16 protein-coding genes and 1 pseudogene are annotated in these 20,668 nt (G+C 47.0%); 4 read left to right on the top strand and 13 right to left on the bottom strand.

Annotated elements, in window-relative coordinates:
• Nucleotides 1-157: 157 nt before the first annotated feature.
• The gene (locus tag MMY95_RS06690; protein ID WP_080371140.1) at nt 158-2,707 is read left to right on the top strand and encodes a YfhO family protein; all 2,550 of its coding nucleotides are present in this window, start codon (nt 158-160) and stop codon (nt 2,705-2,707) included.
• 81 nt (nt 2,708-2,788) lie between these two features.
• Here MMY95_RS06690 and MMY95_RS06685 read toward each other — a convergent pair.
• The 5 genes and pseudogenes from MMY95_RS06685 to MMY95_RS06665 form a co-directional block, all read right to left on the bottom strand.
• Nucleotides 2,789-3,046, bottom strand: a pseudogene (locus MMY95_RS06685) (NUDIX hydrolase); the annotation flags it as partial.
• Nucleotides 3,047-3,058: 12 nt separating this feature from the next.
• Entirely contained in the window at nt 3,059-3,202 is a 144-nt protein-coding gene (locus MMY95_RS06680) for a hypothetical protein (RefSeq protein WP_003645216.1), read from the bottom strand.
• Nucleotides 3,203-3,321: 119 nt separating this feature from the next.
• On the bottom strand, nt 3,322-5,358 hold the full coding sequence (locus tag MMY95_RS06675; protein ID WP_202861347.1) for a hypothetical protein: 2,037 nt from the start codon (nt 5,356-5,358) through the stop codon (nt 3,322-3,324).
• Nucleotides 5,355-6,350, bottom strand: a complete 996-nt coding sequence (locus tag MMY95_RS06670) for a glycosyltransferase family 2 protein (protein WP_053267625.1) — start codon at nt 6,348-6,350, stop codon at nt 5,355-5,357. Before MMY95_RS06670 ends, MMY95_RS06675 begins: the two co-directional genes overlap by 4 nt.
• 627 nt (nt 6,351-6,977) lie before the next feature.
• On the bottom strand, nt 6,978-7,115 hold the full coding sequence (locus MMY95_RS06665; protein WP_015380221.1) for an LPXTG cell wall anchor domain-containing protein: 138 nt from the start codon (nt 7,113-7,115) through the stop codon (nt 6,978-6,980).
• A 95-nt stretch (nt 7,116-7,210) separates the two neighbouring features.
• On the opposite strand from MMY95_RS06665, the gene MMY95_RS06660 reads away from it, so the two are divergent.
• Complete coding sequence (locus MMY95_RS06660) at nt 7,211-7,651, top strand: nucleoside 2-deoxyribosyltransferase (RefSeq protein ID WP_053267624.1); 441 nt, start codon at nt 7,211-7,213, stop codon at nt 7,649-7,651.
• 70 nt (nt 7,652-7,721) lie between these two features.
• On the opposite strand, the gene MMY95_RS06655 is transcribed toward MMY95_RS06660, so the two are convergent.
• The 3 genes from MMY95_RS06655 to MMY95_RS06645 all read right to left on the bottom strand — a co-directional run bounded on the left by MMY95_RS06655 (nt 7,722) and on the right by MMY95_RS06645 (nt 11,425).
• Nucleotides 7,722-8,282 (bottom strand): hypothetical protein, encoded by a 561-nt coding sequence (locus MMY95_RS06655; RefSeq protein ID WP_003643095.1) that lies wholly within the window; start codon nt 8,280-8,282, stop codon nt 7,722-7,724.
• Between the two features lie 87 nt (nt 8,283-8,369).
• Nucleotides 8,370-10,808 carry a flavocytochrome c gene (locus tag MMY95_RS06650; RefSeq protein WP_046810985.1) on the bottom strand — a complete coding sequence of 813 codons (2,439 nt, stop codon included), beginning with the start codon at nt 10,806-10,808 and terminating at the stop codon, nt 8,370-8,372.
• A gap of 2 nt (nt 10,809-10,810) precedes the next feature.
• Nucleotides 10,811-11,425 (bottom strand): NADPH-dependent FMN reductase, encoded by a 615-nt coding sequence (locus MMY95_RS06645; protein ID WP_003643097.1) that lies wholly within the window; start codon nt 11,423-11,425, stop codon nt 10,811-10,813.
• Between the two features lie 343 nt (nt 11,426-11,768).
• On the opposite strand from MMY95_RS06645, the gene MMY95_RS06640 reads away from it, so the two are divergent.
• Nucleotides 11,769-12,716 carry a LysR family transcriptional regulator gene (locus tag MMY95_RS06640; protein ID WP_003643099.1) on the top strand — a complete coding sequence of 316 codons (948 nt, stop codon included), beginning with the start codon at nt 11,769-11,771 and terminating at the stop codon, nt 12,714-12,716.
• 185 nt (nt 12,717-12,901) lie between these two features.
• A complete protein-coding gene (locus tag MMY95_RS06635; protein WP_053267621.1) occupies nt 12,902-13,873 on the top strand; it encodes a S41 family peptidase in 972 nt (323 codons plus the stop codon).
• A gap of 90 nt (nt 13,874-13,963) precedes the next feature.
• Here MMY95_RS06635 and MMY95_RS06630 read toward each other — a convergent pair whose 3' ends face one another.
• The 5 genes from MMY95_RS06630 to MMY95_RS06610 form a co-directional block, all read right to left on the bottom strand.
• A complete protein-coding gene (locus MMY95_RS06630) occupies nt 13,964-15,202 on the bottom strand; it encodes a hypothetical protein (RefSeq protein WP_202861344.1) in 1,239 nt (412 codons plus the stop codon).
• 317 nt (nt 15,203-15,519) lie between these two features.
• On the bottom strand, nt 15,520-16,500 hold the full coding sequence (locus MMY95_RS06625) for an HD domain-containing protein (RefSeq protein WP_053267619.1): 981 nt from the start codon (nt 16,498-16,500) through the stop codon (nt 15,520-15,522).
• 10 nt (nt 16,501-16,510) lie between these two features.
• The gene (locus MMY95_RS06620; protein ID WP_202861342.1) at nt 16,511-18,991 is read right to left on the bottom strand and encodes an AAA family ATPase; all 2,481 of its coding nucleotides are present in this window, start codon (nt 18,989-18,991) and stop codon (nt 16,511-16,513) included.
• Complete coding sequence (locus MMY95_RS06615) at nt 18,978-20,198, bottom strand: DNA repair exonuclease (protein ID WP_053267617.1); 1,221 nt, start codon at nt 20,196-20,198, stop codon at nt 18,978-18,980. Before MMY95_RS06615 ends, MMY95_RS06620 begins: the two co-directional genes overlap by 14 nt.
• Nucleotides 20,199-20,267: 69 nt before the next feature.
• A complete protein-coding gene (locus MMY95_RS06610) occupies nt 20,268-20,612 on the bottom strand; it encodes a YlbF family regulator (RefSeq protein WP_003643106.1) in 345 nt (114 codons plus the stop codon).
• Nucleotides 20,613-20,668: the final 56 nt, after the last annotated feature.

Raw genomic sequence — 20,668 nt, 5'->3', positions numbered from 1 at the left:
GTGAACTGCTGTGTTAAACTGCTAGCAAACTTTATAAAAATGATAATGACTAACACTAATTCTTAACTTTTTTCAGAAAATTGTTCGCTTTTCTTAACTAGTTTTCAAGTTTCAGTACGGTACAATGAAATCATTCATAATATCGGAGTTGAATAAAATGTGGCCTAATTATCAAACAAGGCGCTGGCAAGTGGCAGTGACAGCTGGATTACTGTCCCTTGCTATCATGGGGATTGTCTTCGCAATTTGGGGGATCACGCCCTTCGGTAACCATAACTTATTAATTAGTGATATGGGTGGCCAATACTTATCATTTTTCACCGCGTATCGGCATGCCATTTTAACGCATAGTTTTCAATTATATTCATTTTCACAGTCATTAGGCGGTAACGCACTACCCACGATTGCTTACTATCTATTAAGCCCATTTAACATTTTGATGTTGTTGTTTCCGGCGGCCAATTTGCCAACCGGACTTAGTCTACTCATCATGTTAAAAATCAGCTTGATTGCGGTCACTATGACGGCTTTTTTACAAACGCATTTTCAAACAAAGCGGTGGTCGACTGCCATTTTTGGTGTTGCTTTCAGCCTCTCTGGCTTCGTTGCCCTCAACTATTTTACGATCATGTGGTTGGATGCATTAATTTGGTTACCACTGGTCATCCAAGGACTCGACCACTTAATTGCAACTAGTCATCCCGGGCGCTTTTTCGGCTGGTTATGGGTCAGTATCGTCACCAATTACTACTTAGGCTATATGACTTGCCTATTTGTGATTTACTATTTTATTTATCAACTATTTGAACGCAAACGCCCTCAGGACAGTCTTTGGCAAACTGTTCGTCATCAATTTTCGTTAATTCGGCACGTCGTGGTCACCATGCTACTCAGTGGGTTAAGCACGATGTTTGTCCTGATCCCCACTGGTTTAGGCATGCTGACCACGGCTAAATCTGCGGTCAAATTATCGAGCTACTTACCGGTCCCACAATTCGGTTTAGCTGTTTTGAGTCAATTTGGCTTAGGTGCCGCCAATTTTACGACTCGGCTCGTACACGCACCAACCGTCTTCAGCAGTAGTCTGGTCGTCTTGCTGGCCCTAAGTTTCTGGGTGCAGCCCAACTTGACTAAAGCTCACAAATGGCATAGCTTCGGACTATTACTTGCACTCTTCTTGAGTATGGACATTCGTACCTTAGATACGATTTGGCACATGTTTCAAACGCCCGCTGGCTTTCCATACCGCAATGCTTTTTTCTTTAACTTTGTCTTGATCATGATCGCTTTTGAAGCCTGGTTTGCAGGCCCCCGGCGGATCGCCTTGCGCTGGCAATGGTTGTTACCGACACTCATGGTCAGTGCGCTGATATTAGGCTGGTTTGCCCAACGAACTGCTAAGCACCCCTTAACAACTTCAACGCTGGCGCTCAGCTTAGTCGCTGTCATCTTAACCGCAATTGCCTTATTCGCAACGGCGAAGCGGTGGCAAACGCTCAGCTTGGCAGGTATCGTCGCCTTAGAATTAGGGACTAACAGTACCCTCATGATGGCGAAGTCACCACTAGGGAATCAGGCTAAATTTGTAACTGCCTATCGAACCGAATACCGCCAAATGCAAGCCGTCAACGATCCTGATGGTCAATTATATCGCGTTGAAAATCAAAATACGCTAATCAATCAGGCCTACAATTATGATAGCAAGTATCGTAATTACAACGACCCGATGTTATTTAACTTTCACGATATTACCTACTACAGTTCAACTTTTGCGAACCAAACACGTCTCATGTTGAAGTCACTTGGGCTATTTTCTAAAAACGCCCGGCGTGTCAGTTCAGAAGGCCTAAATCCGGTCACTGATTTACTCTTAGATGTAAAATACGCTGTGCAATTAAACGCCGTGGGTCAAGCGACAACGCGGCTCCGTAGTCAAAACGGGTTAGGGTTTGCCGTGCCAACAGCATTTAGACAGTTAAAGCTTCGTCAGAATAGTGCCATTATCAATCAAGAACGCCTCTTACAAAGTTTGCGGCCATCGAAACGCGCCTATTTTGGCAACGCCACGATGCTCTCAGATCACGTCATCCAAGATTCACAGGCCAAACGCTATCCGTATTTGCATACGGTTAAATTAAGGATGACACGCACCGGGACGCTGTATTATAACGACACGACTCGTCAAACAAAATACACCACGATGCGGGTCAACGGTCACTTAGTCCCGACTAAGTTCAATGCCAACGGTGAGTTAGTGCTCCGATCGCTAGGTTATTTTGACAAAGGCGCTGTCGTCACGTTAACGGTCAAACGTACCCAACCAACGCTTGGCACCCATGTCCACATCGCCAGCCTGGATCAAGCCCGGTTCAACCAAGTCAAACAGCAACTGCTATCCACGCGCTTTACACCGACTTACCACGTCTCGGGCATTCATACCGTGGTCAGTGGTCAAGTCACCAATCGCTCCAAGCAAAAGTGGCTCTACGTTGCTATTCCAGCCGACAAGGGGTGGCGCGCCACGGTCAACGGCGTCAAAGTTACTCCTAAAACGGTCATTGGTGGGATGTTAGCCCTACCGATTCAGCCCGGTAAGAATCAGATTCAGCTAACTTACCACGTCCCGGGATTGCTGGGCGGACTACTGATTTCAATCATAAGTGGACTTAGCTTCATTCTTTGGCGTCAACGATATCGCCACCATTAGAATCGTGTCAATCAAAACAATCGGACTGCCAAGCTATTCTGCTAGGCAGTCCGATTGTTGTTTTAATGGTCGCCGTAACTGCTAAACCAGTCGCGTTAATATCGGTTTTAGATAGGACACAATTCTTATATTAGTCAAAATTAATTCAGGTTTCATCCAAAGAAAGGCCATATGTTCAGTAAGTTCTAAGTTGATTGCCGGTCTAGTAACGAATGCCTGTGTGCTATACACTAAACGCGTGTACACCTGATTTTTAGCCTTGTCAAAGGTGGCATCTTCCCAAATAACGCGCTCAGTTTGAACTTTCAAGCCTGTCTCTTCCCAACACTCGCGTTTGGCCGCTACTTGCGGTCATTCATTAGCTAATGCACTCCCACCGGGCAGATCCCAATAGCTGGCATCAACATTCGGCCGCCCACGCTCAAACTGATTGCGTTTTAAAATTAAAACGTCGTGCCCGGCAGTCACTAAAGTATGCGCAATAATTTGAACCATTTGAATTCACCTCACCTTGATAAGTCACCCAAATTAACGGCTATTATATTTCGTTTAACCACAAATAAAAGTCCCAACACTGGCAACACCAGTTATTAAGACTTTCGCTTCAAGTTTTATTATTCAGTTTCTGGCCGTAACCGACCTAACGCCAAAATGGTCGCCAGCGCCACACAGCCGACAACTGCTAGACTGGCGGCACCCGTTGTTAACGCGTGCGGCTTAATAAACTGCTGTTTTATCACGACTTGTAAGTACGCGTGCCGCTTAGCCGTCACCCGGCCTGTTAACGGGCTGTAGTTGGCCGCCATCACACCACACCGGACGGGCGTCTGACCAATGTTTTTAATCGCTAATCGCAGGTTGCCCGCCGCTGTCAACGGATAATTCAAAGTGGTCAGCTCATTGGCCGAGCCCCGCCACCGTTTGACAACATGCGCCCCCTTAGTCAAGGTAATTGTTACGCGCCCATGCGTCGCAACTGGCTTCAACCGTAAAACATTACTTTTACCACTAACGGCTAACGGCGTTGTAACAGCGTGACCCGGTCCAATTTTTTGAACCGTGGACACAACATAACGCCCATTTCCCTGATTGCCACGTACCACATCAGTAATCCGCGTCGCCTGACTCGTCTGCCACAAACTAACCACACTGATTGCCGCCAATACGACGACCAACCACGTCAGTTGGCGCCGCATTACTCGGTTAAGGTGCCATACCGGCAACTCACGACCACCCACAATACTGAGGAGCATCAATCCCGGTAATAGCGGCAACGCATAGCGCCCTTCTACTTCCCAAAGTCCGACATGAAAAGCCGTTAAACCGAGAATTGCCAGGGCGACGAACGTCACGGCCCACTCGCGCCGCTTCATCAAAGTCACGATTGCTTGCACCAGCATCGTCAGGTAAATCGTTTGCGTCATTAGAACCAGCCAAAATTGAAGCTGGCGTTGATGATTCAAATACCAGCGGGGCGCACGAATCCACTGGGTGGTCAACTTAAAGCTATCAAAATCGCCAGTCGCCCAGAAGACCCGCATCTTTTTGAGTAAATGTACGAGGGTCCCCGTAACGCCCATCTGATGTAACCGCTGCTGAATCATTTGCTGGGTCTGTTGGCGCTTGGCCGCCGCAGTTGGCATCTGATTAACGCGCGCAAAATCGCCATGTCGGTACTCACCCGAGCTTTGGGGGTTCAAGCTCATCGCAATCCAGCTGGTTGCCGGTAAGGCGGCATCAGCTTGGCGCGTATAACCCGCTTGCTGTTGGGCAGTTCGCATCACCGCAAACATCACCCCGAGTGTCATCACTAAACTAACGAGCCAGCCTAACATTTGCCGACCACTGAATTGTCGTTGCCACCACAAGATGATCCCCATCAATACGAGAGTAAGCCAGAGCACAATGAGATTAGTCTTCATCACCACGCCCACGGCCACCAATAACCCATCACCAATCAAAACGCCCCAACGACGCCAGCCGGTTAAGCTTAGTCCGAGTGTGAGCAAGGCCAAGCTGTCTGGAAGTAGTGGCAAAACGAGGGCGTCCGTATATGCAAATAGTCCAAATGCGGCCACGGGAACACTGACGAGCCACAACAAACTAAATGAGACCGCCCCCGGTTGCCAGTAACGCCAACGGTTTAGTAAATATAACCCACTGATTAGTCCGGTATCGATCCAGATAAATCGGATGACATTTAATAATACCCAGGGCGTCTGCGTCAGTTTCAATAATGGCTTGAGCAGATTCGCAACTAATAACGTAAAATTCACATTATTGGGATAAATCATAAAATAATGTTGCCAATGATGGCTGCCCCGCGCTAATAACAGTGCCTGCTGCCGAACGAAAAACGGGTCGGCCCGCGCCACGTCAACAAAACTAGTGGCAATCAATATTTGCACGATGGCGATTAAGCCGACCAGCCCAATCAACAGCCAACGATACTGACGAGATGATAACTGTTTGAGCACCTGCCGGCCAGCCATCGTCATGACCAATAATCCCAGAACCATGGCTAATTGAACGACCGGTGACGCCCAGTCCGGGTTGCCGAAGAAGTGAATCGGTTGCAACCACGCCATGCCAACTGCGACGACCAATACCGCGGCCGCCAGCCAATTGACGCTCTTAACCACGGCCTTCATCCGTGCACCCGTTGCGAATTCACAATAGCTGGCTGTTGAGTTGCCGTATAATCATCCGTTTCAATAATATAGCGGGGCCGGTGCTTGACTTCCGCAAAAATTTTTCCTACATACTCGCCAACAATACTAATACCAATCAATTGCATCCCACCTAAAAACCATAGACTTGTCATGAGTGAGGACCAGCCACTCGTTGCGGTCCCTAGTAATCCTTGTATTAACGCATATAGCATCATCATCAAACTACCGCCACTAATCACCATACCGAACAATAAAATTACTTTAATCGGTGCGATTGAAAATGACGTGATCCCATCAAAAGCAAAAGCCACCATCTTACGTAATGGATACTTTGAAACACCCGCAAAACGTGGTTGGCGATGATAATAAAGTTTAGTTGTTGGAAAACCTAGTCGTGGTACGATTCCACGCAAGAATAAATTGGTTTCCTCATAGGTTAACAGTGCCTGAACTGCCCGTTGACTTAGCAAACGGAAATCGGCGTGATTAGGTACTAATTGCACACCAATACGCTTCATTAGCCGATAAAAGCCGTCCGCGGTCCATCGTTTGAAAAGTGAATCACTACTTCGATCCTTGCGGACACCTAATACAATATCACTACCAGCACGATAGCGTGCCACCATTTCTGGGATCACCTGTGGGTCATCTTGCAAATCAGCATCAATCGTAATGACTATTTCAGCAGTCGGACTGGCGACCTGCATCCCAGCCATCAACGCGTTTTGATGACCAAAATTACGACTAAACTTAAGACCCGTCACGGTTGAGTACTGTTTTTCCAACGACTTAATCAGTTTCCAAGTCTTATCTTGACTACCATCGTCAACAAATAATAACTTACTTGCCGCATTGACCTGTTTGTGTTGGATCAGATCCGTCAAGATACCATCCAAGATGTGTGCAGACTTAGGTAACACCGCTTCTTCATTGTAGCAAGGCACAATAATGGTTAACCGTGGATTTTGCATGCTAATTCCCCCAATATGACTCAAATAGTTTTACGAAATAACAATTATAATTGCAACTTTCGGTATCATTAGCGCCCATGCGATTGTGGCCCAAATTAGACACTTAACGAAAAACATTCCGGTATCATTAATAACGCAGAATATCTGCCCCCACAACTATCCACGACTAATTTTATAATCATTAATGCCTGACACCCACAATCCTCAAAGGCAAGCTTACGACTATTACTGTAATTATTTATCTCAATCATCCAACCATTGACCTAGGCAACTGTCAGTGGTCACACAGCTCAATAGTTCAAATTGATAGTACCAATATCTTCCTCGCAATTCAAACAAAGCAACGATTTCGGTACCAACCATTAACAAATTATCCGAACTTAACCCCCGTGCTAGTACCACCCATTATTACGAACCGGTACAAAGAAAATGCGGAAATAACCTTGTGTTACGAACCATTCAGAATTCCAACCGAATCTTCAAAACCGGTTTATTTAAGATTAAGTGACGGACTTATTATTAACCACAACAATTCATTTAAGCTCACAAAAATGGGCCTTCATAATTTCTGAAAACCCACTGTATAACTCTAAATCCATTGCATTCTAATTTCAGTCAAACAATAACTTATTTAGCTGGTAACCATACAAGCATCAACAACAATAAGGCAAGTCCAAGTATTGCAATGAGCAAGCTCTGGTGATTCTCGCTCGTTTGTGGTAACGTTACTGCCTTCGAAACTTGACCGGATTGATCTGTGGCCACAAGCTAGTAGTTAAAAACAAATTGACGTTGACCCCCAAAATCTCTAAAATTAAGCCATTAGTCTTTTTACTAAATTAACTTTAAGGAGTATCTTCATGGCACAAATTTATATTGCTAGTCCGTTTTTCAGTCCCGAACAAGTGACGCGGGTCACACAACTTGAGGAAGCTTTAGCAAAAAATCCAACGGTCACGGATTTTTATTCACCACGTCTACACCAGGACGCTCAAGCCGAACAGTTCACCAAAGCTTGGGCGACCGAAATTTTCCACCGTGACATGGCCCAAATTGCGGCCGCGCAAGTCATCGTGACTGTCTTAGACTTTGAAGCCAAAAACTTAGATTCTGGTACCGCCTACGAGCTAGGTGTGGCTACCATGCGCGACTTGCCCATCATCGCCTTGCAGGAAAAAGATGAGGCCGTCAACCTGATGATTACCGAAAGCTTACACTGGTATACCAAACAAGTGAGTGATTTTGAAACTTACGACTTCCAACAATTACCTAAAGGCGACTTTATCGGTGAAATTTTATAATAAAAAACGAAGCCAGACTTTCGACTATTATCGAAAGTCTGGCTTCATATTTTGTAGTTCTTAATTTTACTTACCAGTGGGCCCCAATCGTCTGTTGCCAAGCAAAGTACGGGGTGCCCTTTGTCAATGCTTCAAATTGATCAGCCGTCAAATTGGGCCAGTCGATGTCACTGGTTGCCAATTGTAACGAATCGGTTAAGTGAAGATGAAAGTCGGTGATCCAAGCCAACAGCGGTTTCAACACTGACAAATCGGTATTTAACATCTGATAAGTAGCGGTATCGCTGGTCAACGTCACCGCCAATGTGTAACGGGCCTTCATTCGTACGCCATTACCAAGTTGCCGCACGATTGAGCGATACAATCCCAGCTCGACGTCCGTGATGACTGTGGGTATTGGCGCCAAGGTTTGAAAGACTGTGCCGCGCTCATCGGCCAAACTCAGCCGACTAGGCGTGATCGTCAAACGCCCATGAGCAGCCGCGCCCTCATTCAACGCTTTCAAGATAAACGGCGTCTTTTTGCGCGCGGTCGAATACTTGTGATCATTTAAAACAATCGTCATATAAGCTGGTTGGTGCGTAATATTGTCCGCAATGTTCGTCACCGCGACTGGCATTGGTTTTTGCATGTGATAATCTCCCTTGTCGATCTGCTTCTCTCTACGGTCGATTATACACTAACACGACTCAACCAACGTAGCGACTTAATAATTGCCTTAGGCCGTCACCGGATCAACGTGCTCAGCAACAGCATGAGCCGCCGCGATTCGACCGAACGTAAAGATATCACTAAGCGAGTTACCACCTAGCCGGTTACCCGCGTGAATTCCACCGGCTACTTCTCCCGCCGCGTATAGCCCGTCGATAATCTGACCGTCCGTATTTAAAACGTGAGCATCCGGATCAATCTTCAAGCCCCCCATCGTGTGGTGGGTTGCTGGTTTACGCGGCGTTGCGTAAAATGGTGCCACGGCAACTTTCAAATCAAAGGCCGTCTTATGAAATTCAGGATCCTCGCCGGCATCAACGTAACGATTGTAATCCGCAATCGTCTTGGTCAGGGCTGCCGGGTCCATGCCAATTTGTTGCGCTAAATCTGTCAAAGTATCAGCACGGAACAAGGTCCCATTCGCCACCTGCTGGTCAATTTTAGCTTGTGTCGTGTTGTAAGCCGTCTTTTTAATTTCATCATCGGCAATTAAATAGAAGAGACTCCCATTATCAATGGCCGCCTGAGTTAACTCATCACGACTGCCGTACTCATTGACGAACCGTTTTCCTTGCTGGTTTACCATCACAAAGTTAGCCGGTGGCACTTGGAGCCCACTGAATAATTCGCCGGTCTCCGGATCAGATACCGGCATCATTTGTGAGAAGCCCATCCCAACTAATGCTGCACCAACACTAGTTCCTAGCCGAATTCCATCACCAGTCATTGCGGGTGAATTAGTCGTCTTGACATCATCGTCGATGGCCGTCCAGTACGTATTGTACTTTTGTAACATTTTAGTATTCGCTGCGAAACCACCAGAAGCTAAAATCACCGCATCAGCATGGACAATAACTTTCTCATGAGCCGCATTAGTCGCAATGACGCCACGAACTTGCCCATCCGTCACCAGTAATTCTTTTACCGGCGTTTCCGTCATAATCGTACCACCCTGTTGTTCAACAAAGGCCCGTAAAGTCTTGATGTAAGCAAACCCTAGATCGCCCATTGGCTTATGCCCGCGCCGCCAGATGGCTCCAACTGGCATTGTCACTTGGCTTTCATCAAATTTCACACCAATCGATTGTAACCACTTGACTGAATCCAGGGCGTTATCCGTCAATTCTTTTACCAAATCATACTGACCGTGAATCTCTTGACCGTTCAAATCAGTCCGTTGACCACCTAAATAAGTTTGAATCCGATGTAACAAGGTTGAATCAAATAAGGTGCCCTTTTGATTGGTATTGGCAGTCAGGTATGCGTCAATCTGCTGTTTCAATTTACGGAAATCAGCCCGATATTCAGGTGCAATTGTACTTTCATCACGCTCACTCAGATCCTTCAACGTTTGCTTTTCACCTGGCAAAGCTGCAAACTGTCGTTGCCAATCCGGATCAGCCGCATTCATGGGCCCCCCAGCGCGAACGGTATTACCACCGACAGCTGGGAATTTTTCTAGGACAACGGCTTGATGACCAGCCTGTAACACTTTGGCCGCTGCCGTCAAACCAGCCCCACCAGCACCAACCACTACGACATCAGTCGTCACTTCTTTGACAGCAGGTTGAGCGACCTGCTTAGTCGCACGCCGTTTCTTCAAATCATCAGGATTGGCACCAGCTTCTTTGACCGCACGAGCGACCCCATCGATAACACCATGACTGGTAATTGAAGCCCCGGAAATCGCATCAACAGCGAGCGTTTGACCCGCAATAATCTCCTTGGGAATGCGTTCAAAAGCCACATCGGCAATCCCCTGCGTTTCACTACTGGTATCAATTTCAATATTTTCAATCCGGTCAGCGGAAAGGGTCACTCGCATTGGCAATTCGCCATTATGTCCAGTGGCCGTCACCTGATAAGTACCCGGGGCAAAGCTAAGCGCTTCTGGTGCCCGCATCTCGGCGACGATGGTCGCAAACTTCTGAAACTTTGCAAAACAACTGTCCAGAAAATCAACCGTCCCTTGCACCTTTAAATTACCTTGATCGTCAAAAGCCGTTTGGGCACGACCTAATAAGAATTCTGAACCGGGCATGACACTGGCGTTAACACCGGGAGCGTCTAAAATCTGGCGCAGGTGTAGTTGCGCGCGTGACGATCCTTGGACACTGTATGAAGCCCCAACAATCATTACTGCTTGACCATCTAATGGGTGAATTTTGAATGATAACCATTCAATAATGCTTTTCAACGCGGAAGGCACGGAATGATTGTGTTCCGGTGAGGCAATGATAACCCCGTCAGCCGTCGCAATTTTAGTGGCAAAGTTTTGAATGATGGTACTGTCAGTTTGATCATTCGATTCATCAAACATCGGGACATCAGTCAATTCTAAAATTTCGATTTCGGCTTGTGTCGCAAAATGTCGTTGCATAAATTCCAGCAACATCCGATTGTACGAATGCTGAGCATTCGTTCCAACAATTCCAACAAATTTCATGTTTATTCCTCCCCAGTCACTTGCCGCCACGAGAACTGCTTACTCTTTTCGAAAAACTGACTCGACGGCATGATTTTATTCGTTAAATCCACAAAATCAATGAATTCGCCAAACGCATTGTCTAATTCCTGAACTTTATCCGGATAAGTCAGGTCGCCCTGATCATCAAAAGCTTGTAGTGAACGGCCTAGTAAGTATTCAATATTTGGCATCACCAGTGCTTTTAATTCCGGCGCTTCTAAAATCTGGCGTAAGTGCGCTTGAGCGCGTGAGGTTCCCAGTGAGCCGTTCGAGGCCCCAACAATCATAACTGGTTTATTAATTAACGGCCGCGTGGTATATGACAGCCATTCGATTGCACTTTTTAGTACGGCCGGAATTGAATGATCATACTCCGGCGTGGCAAAGATCACGCCATCTGCTGCGGTGATCTTATCACTGAGCTGTTGAATTGCTACTGGTGCTGTTCGGTCTTCCGGTTCATTAAAAGCCGGTAAATCTTTTATTTCACAAATTTCAATCGTGGCTTGTTGCTGAAAATGCCGTTGCATATATTGCAGTAACTGCCGGTTGGTCGATTTGGTTGCATTCGTCCCAACAATCCCAACAAATTTCATAATTTCAGATCCTTTCAGGATGATTTAAACAGTCGTTTTCGACGAGTAGCTATTGAATGATTGGCCACTCTTAATACTGATTAGTGTACGTGAAAGCGCTCCGCTTGTGAAATATTTATTTATCTATACCCCGATAACAAATTTACTATGTCGACGATTCGCGTTAAAATTAATCATGTTAAAATGGTTGGTCATAATGCTATTTAGCCACTATCGCCAGGATGTTGACAGAACTTATTGAACATGTTTTGAACGTCCTTATGGCGATGCAACTAACTCAACATGACCAAATCAGCAATCAAACGAATACTCACCTAATCACAATGCGAGAGGAAGGCGCTTTATGCCAAAATCAGATTCCAGCGAAATGCGACGGTTTTTAGATGTGTTGCTCAAGCACGGCAATTTTACCCGGGCGGCTAAAGATCTCTACATTTCACAACCTTACCTCACCCAAAGCATCCGCAATGTTGAAAAAGAATTGGGCGTCACCATCATCAATCGTGAAGTCACGCCACTGCGACTGACCACGGCTGGGCGGACTTATTATCAATATTTGACGGCGCTCGAAAACGAGAAGGATTACTTTAATAAGCAAATTAGGCAATACACACATGCCAACCAGCAAGTAATTCGGCTGGGCGTCTTATCTAGCCTCGGCTATTACTTATTGCCCCTATTTTTACCTGCTTTTTTGAAAGCCCACCCGGCCACTAAGATCGAATTAACCGAAGATATCGCTAGTCGCAACGAACAGCGCGTGCTCCACGGTGAGCTGGACTTCTTAATTGGTCAAAATCCGGAAACCATCGCGCCGGGGCTTGAAAGTTATGACCGCGGTCGGGACGGGTACTACGCGATTATCCCGAACACCGTCAACTGGTACCAACCCCATCAGGCCTTCATTAATCCGGGAGCGCTACCCCTTAACGACCTGCTACAAGCGCCTCTAGTCTTGTCTCCCCACGGGTCATCGATTCGACGCCAAGTTGACTACTTATTACAAAAGCACAACGTGACACCGAATATCGTAATTGAGAGCACGAATACCGCCACCATCACCAAACTAGCCACTGCTGGACTGGGTATTACCTTTTTACCAGACAGTGTGCATACCCAGCCTGATCCAGAACGCTATAACATCTTACCTTTGCCCCAAGCGTTAATGTCCCTGAATTATTTCATTGCCTTTCCAGCCGAGCATTCACTGAACCAGGTGGAAAAAGACTTGGTGACGATCTTCTTAACCCAGTTAGAAGCCGATCTGGCACAATCGTCAACAATTTCATGATACAACAAATACCCATCTACTTAGCCGTTAAGACGGCCAATGTAGATGGGTATTTTAACAGGAACCATTATTTCAAAGACGCATCAGTTAAGATATGCTTTTCGTTGCGAAATTTTGACGCCACGCCTACAATTTAGCTAACCAATACATGCTAATCTAGTCACGAAAAGTAAGGATGGCTTATCATGATAACGAATAAATGCCGTTACGGACTGGTAGGTCTAATTTCGATAGTCCTAACGTTTGGTCTTTCCGCTTCTAATCGGCTCCGTGCGTCCTTCAACGCTATGCCGGCTATCACCTACATGTCAAAATATGGCATTATCAACCATCGCACGCAATGGCAAGCCATGTTGCATGCGACTGATCATGGTCGCAAAATCACGTCACTGACCCAACTCAATCAAATTCTGCGCGCTGCAAATTTACATTCATTCGCCGTCGCCAATCTCCGCCAAGTCGAACATGCCACCCGTCCGACCAAGACAATGAGTGCCGGCCTCACCATCATCAATGTGCCAGCATTTTACAGCAGTCAGCACCAATTACAAAAACAGTATTGGACACAACTCCAGCACCTGATTAAACAAACTAAGCCGACAGCCGATTTAATCTTAAACTTCGCAGCAAATACTGGTGGTAGTTCGGCACCGATGATTGCTGGCCTGGCCGCCATCATTCCAGACGGCACCCTCTACATCGGCATCACGAACCATCATCGCAACCGGCCACGTATGATGTACCATGGCCGAATCACTGGTGGACTCGGTCAAGATGACTTTAACTTTTCGCAACCAACGGCGGCCCACTTTCGTCATATTTATACCATTATTGGTAACCAGACAGCGAGTGCCGCGGAGGTGACCATCATGGCGCTAAAACGTAACCCGCACGTTACTTTAGTTGGGCGTTCTTCCACTGGATATACTAGTCTCAATGGTGACGTCTTTTTAAATACCGCCGTGGCCGTCATGACGATTGGCACGCTCAAAGCGACCGTCAAAATCCATGGTCAGCAATACTTCAATAACCAGCCGTTAAGGCCAGACATACCAACGTTATATCAGCCATTGGCACCATTACAATTAGGACAATCGCCCCATTTAGATGCCGACTTTCTGTCCGAGTTACGAACCATCATGAAGCACTACCACTGACACCCCGTCCTTTCAGCTTCAACTACTAGATTCACAAACTTCAGCCTAGTCAATCGGCACTATTGTGATTCAGTTGGCCGTTCAGCTGCACTAAAAAATCAGCTTACGCAGCCACCGCCATCCCCAAATTACAATTGTAATCAGAATAGCTGTGACCAGCCAAGCAACTAACACGATACCAATACTGACGGTAGCTGCCAGTGCACGGTTCGCCATCTTCACAGTTGCCATACCAGGCACACTCTCAGGCCGCAGTACACCGTAAGCGACTAAGCGCATTGCAATCAAAACGGTACTATAACTCGCACCAAGTTGCCAAGCTGGCCGATCCGCGTCATCTTCTTCACTCTCGTCTTCATCTTCTTCATAGTCGTCCGCCGGATCAAACCGTCGGGCCCACTGTTCAGTTGTCAACGGATCTGCTAAATCCCAGTGTTGCCAGGCATCCGCCCAGTTGGCTGTCGTCTCATCATTGAGCGTGTCATCGAGCGTGCGTTGCATCAATTTATTCTGCAAAGTTGCCTTGGCAGTCAAATCACCGTCCCACTCAAACTGATCAAAGAACTCAATAGCTAACGACAAGCCCTGCATGAGCGTAATTGCGGCCGGATCAATCTGACTTTTCGCCACAAGCTGTGACCATTGCGCGTCCAAATCTCGATCAGCACTTTTTTGCCATTGTTCAAGCTGGTTAACCAATTCAAAAATCTCAAAAGAGTCCTCAGTATCCTGGTACTTATCGAAAAAGGCCCACATCACGGCTGGTAATTGTTCAGCAGTCAACGTCAGCGGGGCGGCAAACTCCGGATGCATGCTCTGGCGATGTGCACGCCACACTTGCCACCCGGCACCACTGACCTGAGTGGCCGCCCGTTTACCAATTTCTTGCAGATATTCCTGATTTTGTGCCTGCAAAAACGCGTTCATCGCTGCATAGGCTTGAACTTCTTCTAATTGACGTTCTGGTCGTACCCCAGCTGGCAGCACTAATTCATCCTCTCCGTCGGTCTCATCAACTTCATGTTCAGCATGATCATTGGGCGTAAGCACGGCCCTAACTGCCCGCTTCCATGCTTGCCACATTGGATCATCCGCCGTTACCTCATAAATTGCCCCGGCTTGCATCCGATTTAGTAGTGACTTGACGGCGTCATCGATTTCATCGTCGTCAAATTCATCCTCAAGTCCCAGATAGCTAGTTTCCAACCAACAATCCGCGAGCCAATAAAATGTCGTTACATATGCTTCGTGTTCGTTCATCCCGATAATCTCCCCTAATGCGTGCAATTTTAAATCATTTGTCTCTGTGACGGTCCCGTCACGTGCCACAGTTGCCGGATTATCGTTTAATCAATCAGTCTGGCCGCTAGATTACGCGCATCGTGCACGCCAATACTGCTCAACGTGCCCTAATTCAACACGTATGCAATGGTCAACGATAACAACTAATCACTCGTAGTAACTTATCATGTCAGGATATTAATTGCAATTAAAATTTTTATTTTATCTTTAATAACGGCCCACGCTAATTAATGGTGCAACGTCTCACCCACCCCAATGGAATTCGTCATCAAAAATAAAGGTCACAAAAAGAACTGTTAAAATCATTGATTTCAACAGTTCTTTCAAACACCGTATCGATTTAGTTAGTTTTGTTCGTCTGATAATTCACCCTTCGTTTGATCACCAGTTGGCCGGTAAAAGTTACGACCGTCCATGGCAAAGATCCGCTCCGTATACGTGCCCGGTTCTGCGTGTCCAAGTGAAGTCTGCATCATTTGAATCGACGCGTCCAACTCGTCTAAGTCATGTAAGATTTCAGCTTCCATAATATGAGGCCGAACGGGTGACCCATATTCTAACAAACCATGGTGCGCAAGAATCGTATGCCGCAAGACTAAAACAGATTCCGACTGCTCGTCAATTTTCAACTGTTGACAAGTCTCCACGATTTGTTCATCGATCAGGACAATGTGACCGACCAAGTTTCCTGCCAACGTATAAGTCGTCGAGACCGGCCCCGACATTTCAATCGTCTTACCCATGTCGTGCAAAATCGCACCGGCGTATAGTAAGGCCCGGTTAACGTGGGGATACTGATCGGCAACTGCCTTAGCTAAGCGCAAAATTGATAACGTGTGATAGGCCAAGCCACCGGCGAACGCGTGATGATTTTTCTTCGCCGCGGGATAGCTAAAGAACCGGTCATGAAATGTTGTTAACATGTGGCGAACAATTCGATTCCAATTAGGTTCAGTAATTTCAAAGACAAACTGATTGATTTCGTCCGCCATCGTGTCAGTCTTTAGTGGTGCGTGTTCCACAAATTGTTGCACTTCTTGCGGTTCGCCACTATGAGTGAGCCGCATTTGTTGAATTTTGATTTGCGGATTACCCTGATAGTTTTCGCGTTTACCTTTCAAATGAACGATCCGACCTGCCTGAAAATTTTCGACATCTGTATCGTTTGCATCCCAAAACTTCCCGGAAATCTCGCCGGAAGTATCCTGAAAATTAATGGCTAAAAACTTCTTGCCGTTCTTGGCGATGCGAACTTCCGAATCTTTCAACAAAAAATAGCCATCCACGGTTTCATCTAATTGATAATCAAATAACTTCTTTGCCATGTTATCCCCCCTAGGTTAACTGCTGTACAGTCGCTGTCTTCAGTTGGGTCAGTGCCGCTGTCTCATTCGTAAAGTAGAGCACTTGATGATGCTGAGCAACTGCTGCTAAGACTTGCCAAGCAGCTTGCTTACGTTGCTCATCAAAATTCACCAAGCCATCATCAATCATTAGTGGTAGCTGAGCTGCTTGGCCCAAATGATTGATCAACGCTAGCCGTAAAGCCAAGTACAACTGTTCCTTAGTCGCCGTTGAAAGTTCCGCGACCATGAACTGCGTTGTTGCCGTCTTCACAACCATTTCATCACCGTCTAAGTCAATCTTATTATACCGCTGTGCCGTTAATTGCGCGAAAATCGTGGTTGCTGCGGTCAAAACAGTTGGTAATTGCTGTTGTGTCAATGCCTGCAGCGCCGTATCGATCCAGTTCGCACCCAACTGCCGCGTTAGCCATTGACGTGCCATGACTGTGATTTCCGTTTGTAGATCCGCCTGTTGCTGACGTAGCGTAGCGTACTGGCCATCCGCCGTCAACTCTTGGAGTTGTGCTTGCGCCGTGGCAATGTCCGTAGCTAACTGTGTCAGTTGCTGCGCCGTTTGGGTACGTTGTTGCCGTCTTTCAGCCAGTACCGCTTGCAACGCTTCAAGCGACGTATACTGCTTTAACGCCGATAGCTCAGCAGAACTGAGTTGTTGCTGTAATTGTTGACGACTCGTGGCGTTGGCCGTTTGCTTTTCGGCATCACTAACCGCTTGCGTCAACGCGTCTACATCCGCTAAACCGTTGGTCGTTGCTAACGCCTGTAGCTGCTCGGTCAGATCACGGACCTGCTGCGTCAACTGCTGGACCTGCCGCTGGACAAAGGCAAAGTCGGGGCCGGACATGGTCTGCTGTTGCATCACTTGATGGACTTGATCATAGAATTGGGCAATTCGAGTAACACTTGTCGTTAAATGATCCTGATCAACAGGAATCCATCCTGCCGCAAATTGATAAGGCTGAATCAATTGCCAGAGTTTGGCAGCCTGTGTTGCTAATGCTTGATCAGCAGTCGTGACCGCAGCTTGTGCGCGTTGCAGTGCCGCGACTAGTTCCAATTGCTGTAAGGCTTCACTGGCAGTCAGATTCGGTGCCAGACCAGCAGCCACTAATTGGTCTGATAAGTGGTCGGTTGCTTGCACCGGTTTACCCTGACTACGGGTCATCCCAAACCAACCAAGTAGGGCCACACCTGCTAACATCAAGATCCATTTAAAGCCGCCTAATGGTAGCAATAATCCCGCGACAATCCCGATTGCACCACCAATCAAGCGCCAATCAAGCGATGGACTATTCGGGGCCGGATGTTGGCGACGCGTGTTCGCCGTCGCTGCCAACGTCGCCTTCAAGGTCTCGATTGCGGCCTGTTTGTGCGGAGAGAGGCAACCTAACAGCTCAGGATGTGCATTACTTTGCGCTTGAAAATCAGCCTTGGCAGCACTTCCCTGCTGGGTCAACGTTTGGTATTGGCCTAAGGTTTGTTGCAGGGTTGGTAACTGAGCTTCTAATTGGTCAAACTGGTCTTGATGTTGGACGTAGAAGCCAACTAGTCCTTGAGATTGTGTATCAACTGGTTGCTGACTTAATTGCTGACGTGCACTCGCCAAGGCGTGTTGCAAGTCCGTTCGCTGTTGGCTTAATTGTTGATAGCGTGTCCTAGTCGCCGTAGTTAGTGTCGTCGTCATATTAGTGGCTTGCAGTTGCTGCAATTGTTGATAGACCGGCCACTGATTTCGTAAATTGGCGAGCTGTTGTTGTTCATGATCCAACTTGGTTAAATCACGTTGGGTACTTGTCCGTTGTGCCTGCAAATCCAGCAATCGATTTTGTAATGTTTCGTATTCTGGGTACCGTTGCTTGGCCGCCTTGACCTGTTCTGTCAACATGCGATAGTGCTGCAATGCTTGATTCAACCTGGGTTTGCGGCCGCGGGGCTTATATAACGCCTCCGCATCTGTCCGTAACGTAGTCGCCGTTTCTCGCCATGGTGCACTGCCCACCAATCCGACTTGTTGTAATTGCACGTTCAAATCGCTGGCGTGCATAGTTTTGAGCGCCGTCAATTCAGCCTGGTTAAACGTAAACAATCGCAAATACTGGTCACGATCATAAGGCGCTAACCACTTGTCAAGTAAGGCCAGCGGTTGAGCGGCCTGCGTCTGCACGTTCACCAAGGTAGCGGGTTGATCACCTAACCGGGTCAACCGGTATGTCGTCTCGTCAACCACTAGCTCTATCGAACCACCGTACTGATTCGTACCTTGTGGTTCATGGCGTTCAAGTGGGTGACGGCGGGAGGGAAAACCAAATAACATGCCGAGAATAAAGGCCCGTATTGTTGATTTACCACTTTCATTGAGGCCGTAAATCACTTGAAGCCCATCACCAAACTCGAACTGCTGCTGTTGAAATTTGCCAAAGCCCGCAATTTCAAGACGCTTAATCTGCATCATCATTCACCCCCGTCGTTAAATGGTACTGATCATTTAAGAGTCGCACCACTTGTTGTTGCCAAGCAGTGGGTGACATATCTTCCAGCAACGCAGTGTTCAGAAAGTCTTCATCCAAGAGTTTGCCTGCAAGTTCAGCGACTGCTTGATCGGTCACAACCTGCTCACCAACTTGTTGCCAGGTCGTCGCGTTAATACCAAACAAGGGGGTCATCGTATCCGTCGTTGCTTGCTCAATCGCAACCGGCCACCAATGTTCATTTGCCTGTTCCTGCAACTGGGCTAGAATGGCCCCCTGATTTAAGGCTAATTCCGCCATCGCACTCAGTTGAAGACTAGCTGGTAACGTAATCGTTACTAATTTTAAGCCGGTAACCATCTTCAATGATAATTGATCAGCTAACTGATGGACGATATGTGAACGGGACATGGGTTCTGGACTAGTGAGCGTTGGCGTCCAATCCGCCCATTCAATATCAGTCAAGGCGTGAAATACTGGTTGCAAGGTCTGATCGGCCTGGCTATTCACAATGAGGCACCCCTTCGCCCCAGTTTCACCGCGATGGCGCCCCTGCGTGTTGCCGGCATATACGATTGGTGGTTGCGAATTGAGCGTTTGCCGCTGATGAATATGACCAAGTGCCCAATAATCATAATGTTTCGTTAATAATTCACTAACGTTGAACGGGGCGTAGTGGTCACCCGCCACACCAATCTGACCGTGCAAGGTACCAATCTGATAATCAACGCCCGTGGCTTTAACAGGATAATCATCAACTGGGTCCGTCGTCACCCACCGCTGCGCATAGCTAAACCCACTAATCGCGACCCGTTCTTGTGCCACAGTCGTTAAGGTAGCCGTTGTTACCTGCGGGCCAAACACGTGCACATTGGCCGGAAAGTGCCAGCGACTTAAATCCGCTTGAAAATCATGGTTACCGAGCGATAGCAGCACCGGAATCGAAGCCGTATTCAACCGCGCTAGCGCCGTCATCAGTGCCGCCTGGGCCTGAACACTTTGGCCCTGTTGGTCAAACAAGTCACCAACGAGCAGGACGAAATCGACTTGCTCAGCCACCGCCAAATCGACTAGTCGGCTGAGTGCCCTCAGTGGTGCCGTCACTAACCGTTCCTGCAAAGCTGGTGTTAAGCCACTCAGTCCTTGAAACGGTGTATCTAAATGTAAATCTGCCGCGTGTAGAAATTTCATGATAACCCCCACTAAAAAAGGGGCAATCACGGAACAGATTCCGTCATTGCCCCTCGATCCTTAATTTACTTAGTTCTGGTATAATTCTTGAACTGGTTTAGTGATAATTTGATTTAAATCATTCATCAATTGGTTCAAGTTACGTTCTTTACCCATTAAGGACTTAATTTCGTCAACGTTGCCAACCTTATCAGCTAAATCATGGGCCTTTTGAACTTCGTCATCCGTCAATTCTTCCCCATTCATCTGCTTTTGTGACAATTGCATCTGAACTTCTTGAAAGTCCTTAAACAGTGAAAAGGCACTGTCATTGGTCTTCATCGTGTCATAAGCGACCTTTAATTCCTTGAATTCTTTAGTCTGACGTAATTCTTGTTCCAATTGGTTCGCAGTATCGTAAATATTTACGGCCATCGTGAGTTCCTCCTCGAAGTATGTGTCGTCATTATTTTAGCATTTTTAACGGAACT

Source organism: Lactiplantibacillus sp. ME-2 (genome assembly GCF_022549155.1).
In the GTDB taxonomy this organism is placed as follows: Bacteria; Bacillota; Bacilli; order Lactobacillales; family Lactobacillaceae; genus Lactiplantibacillus; species Lactiplantibacillus plantarum.
Note: the sequence above shows the minus strand (reverse complement) of the source record. Positions and strands in the feature narration are given on the sequence as shown.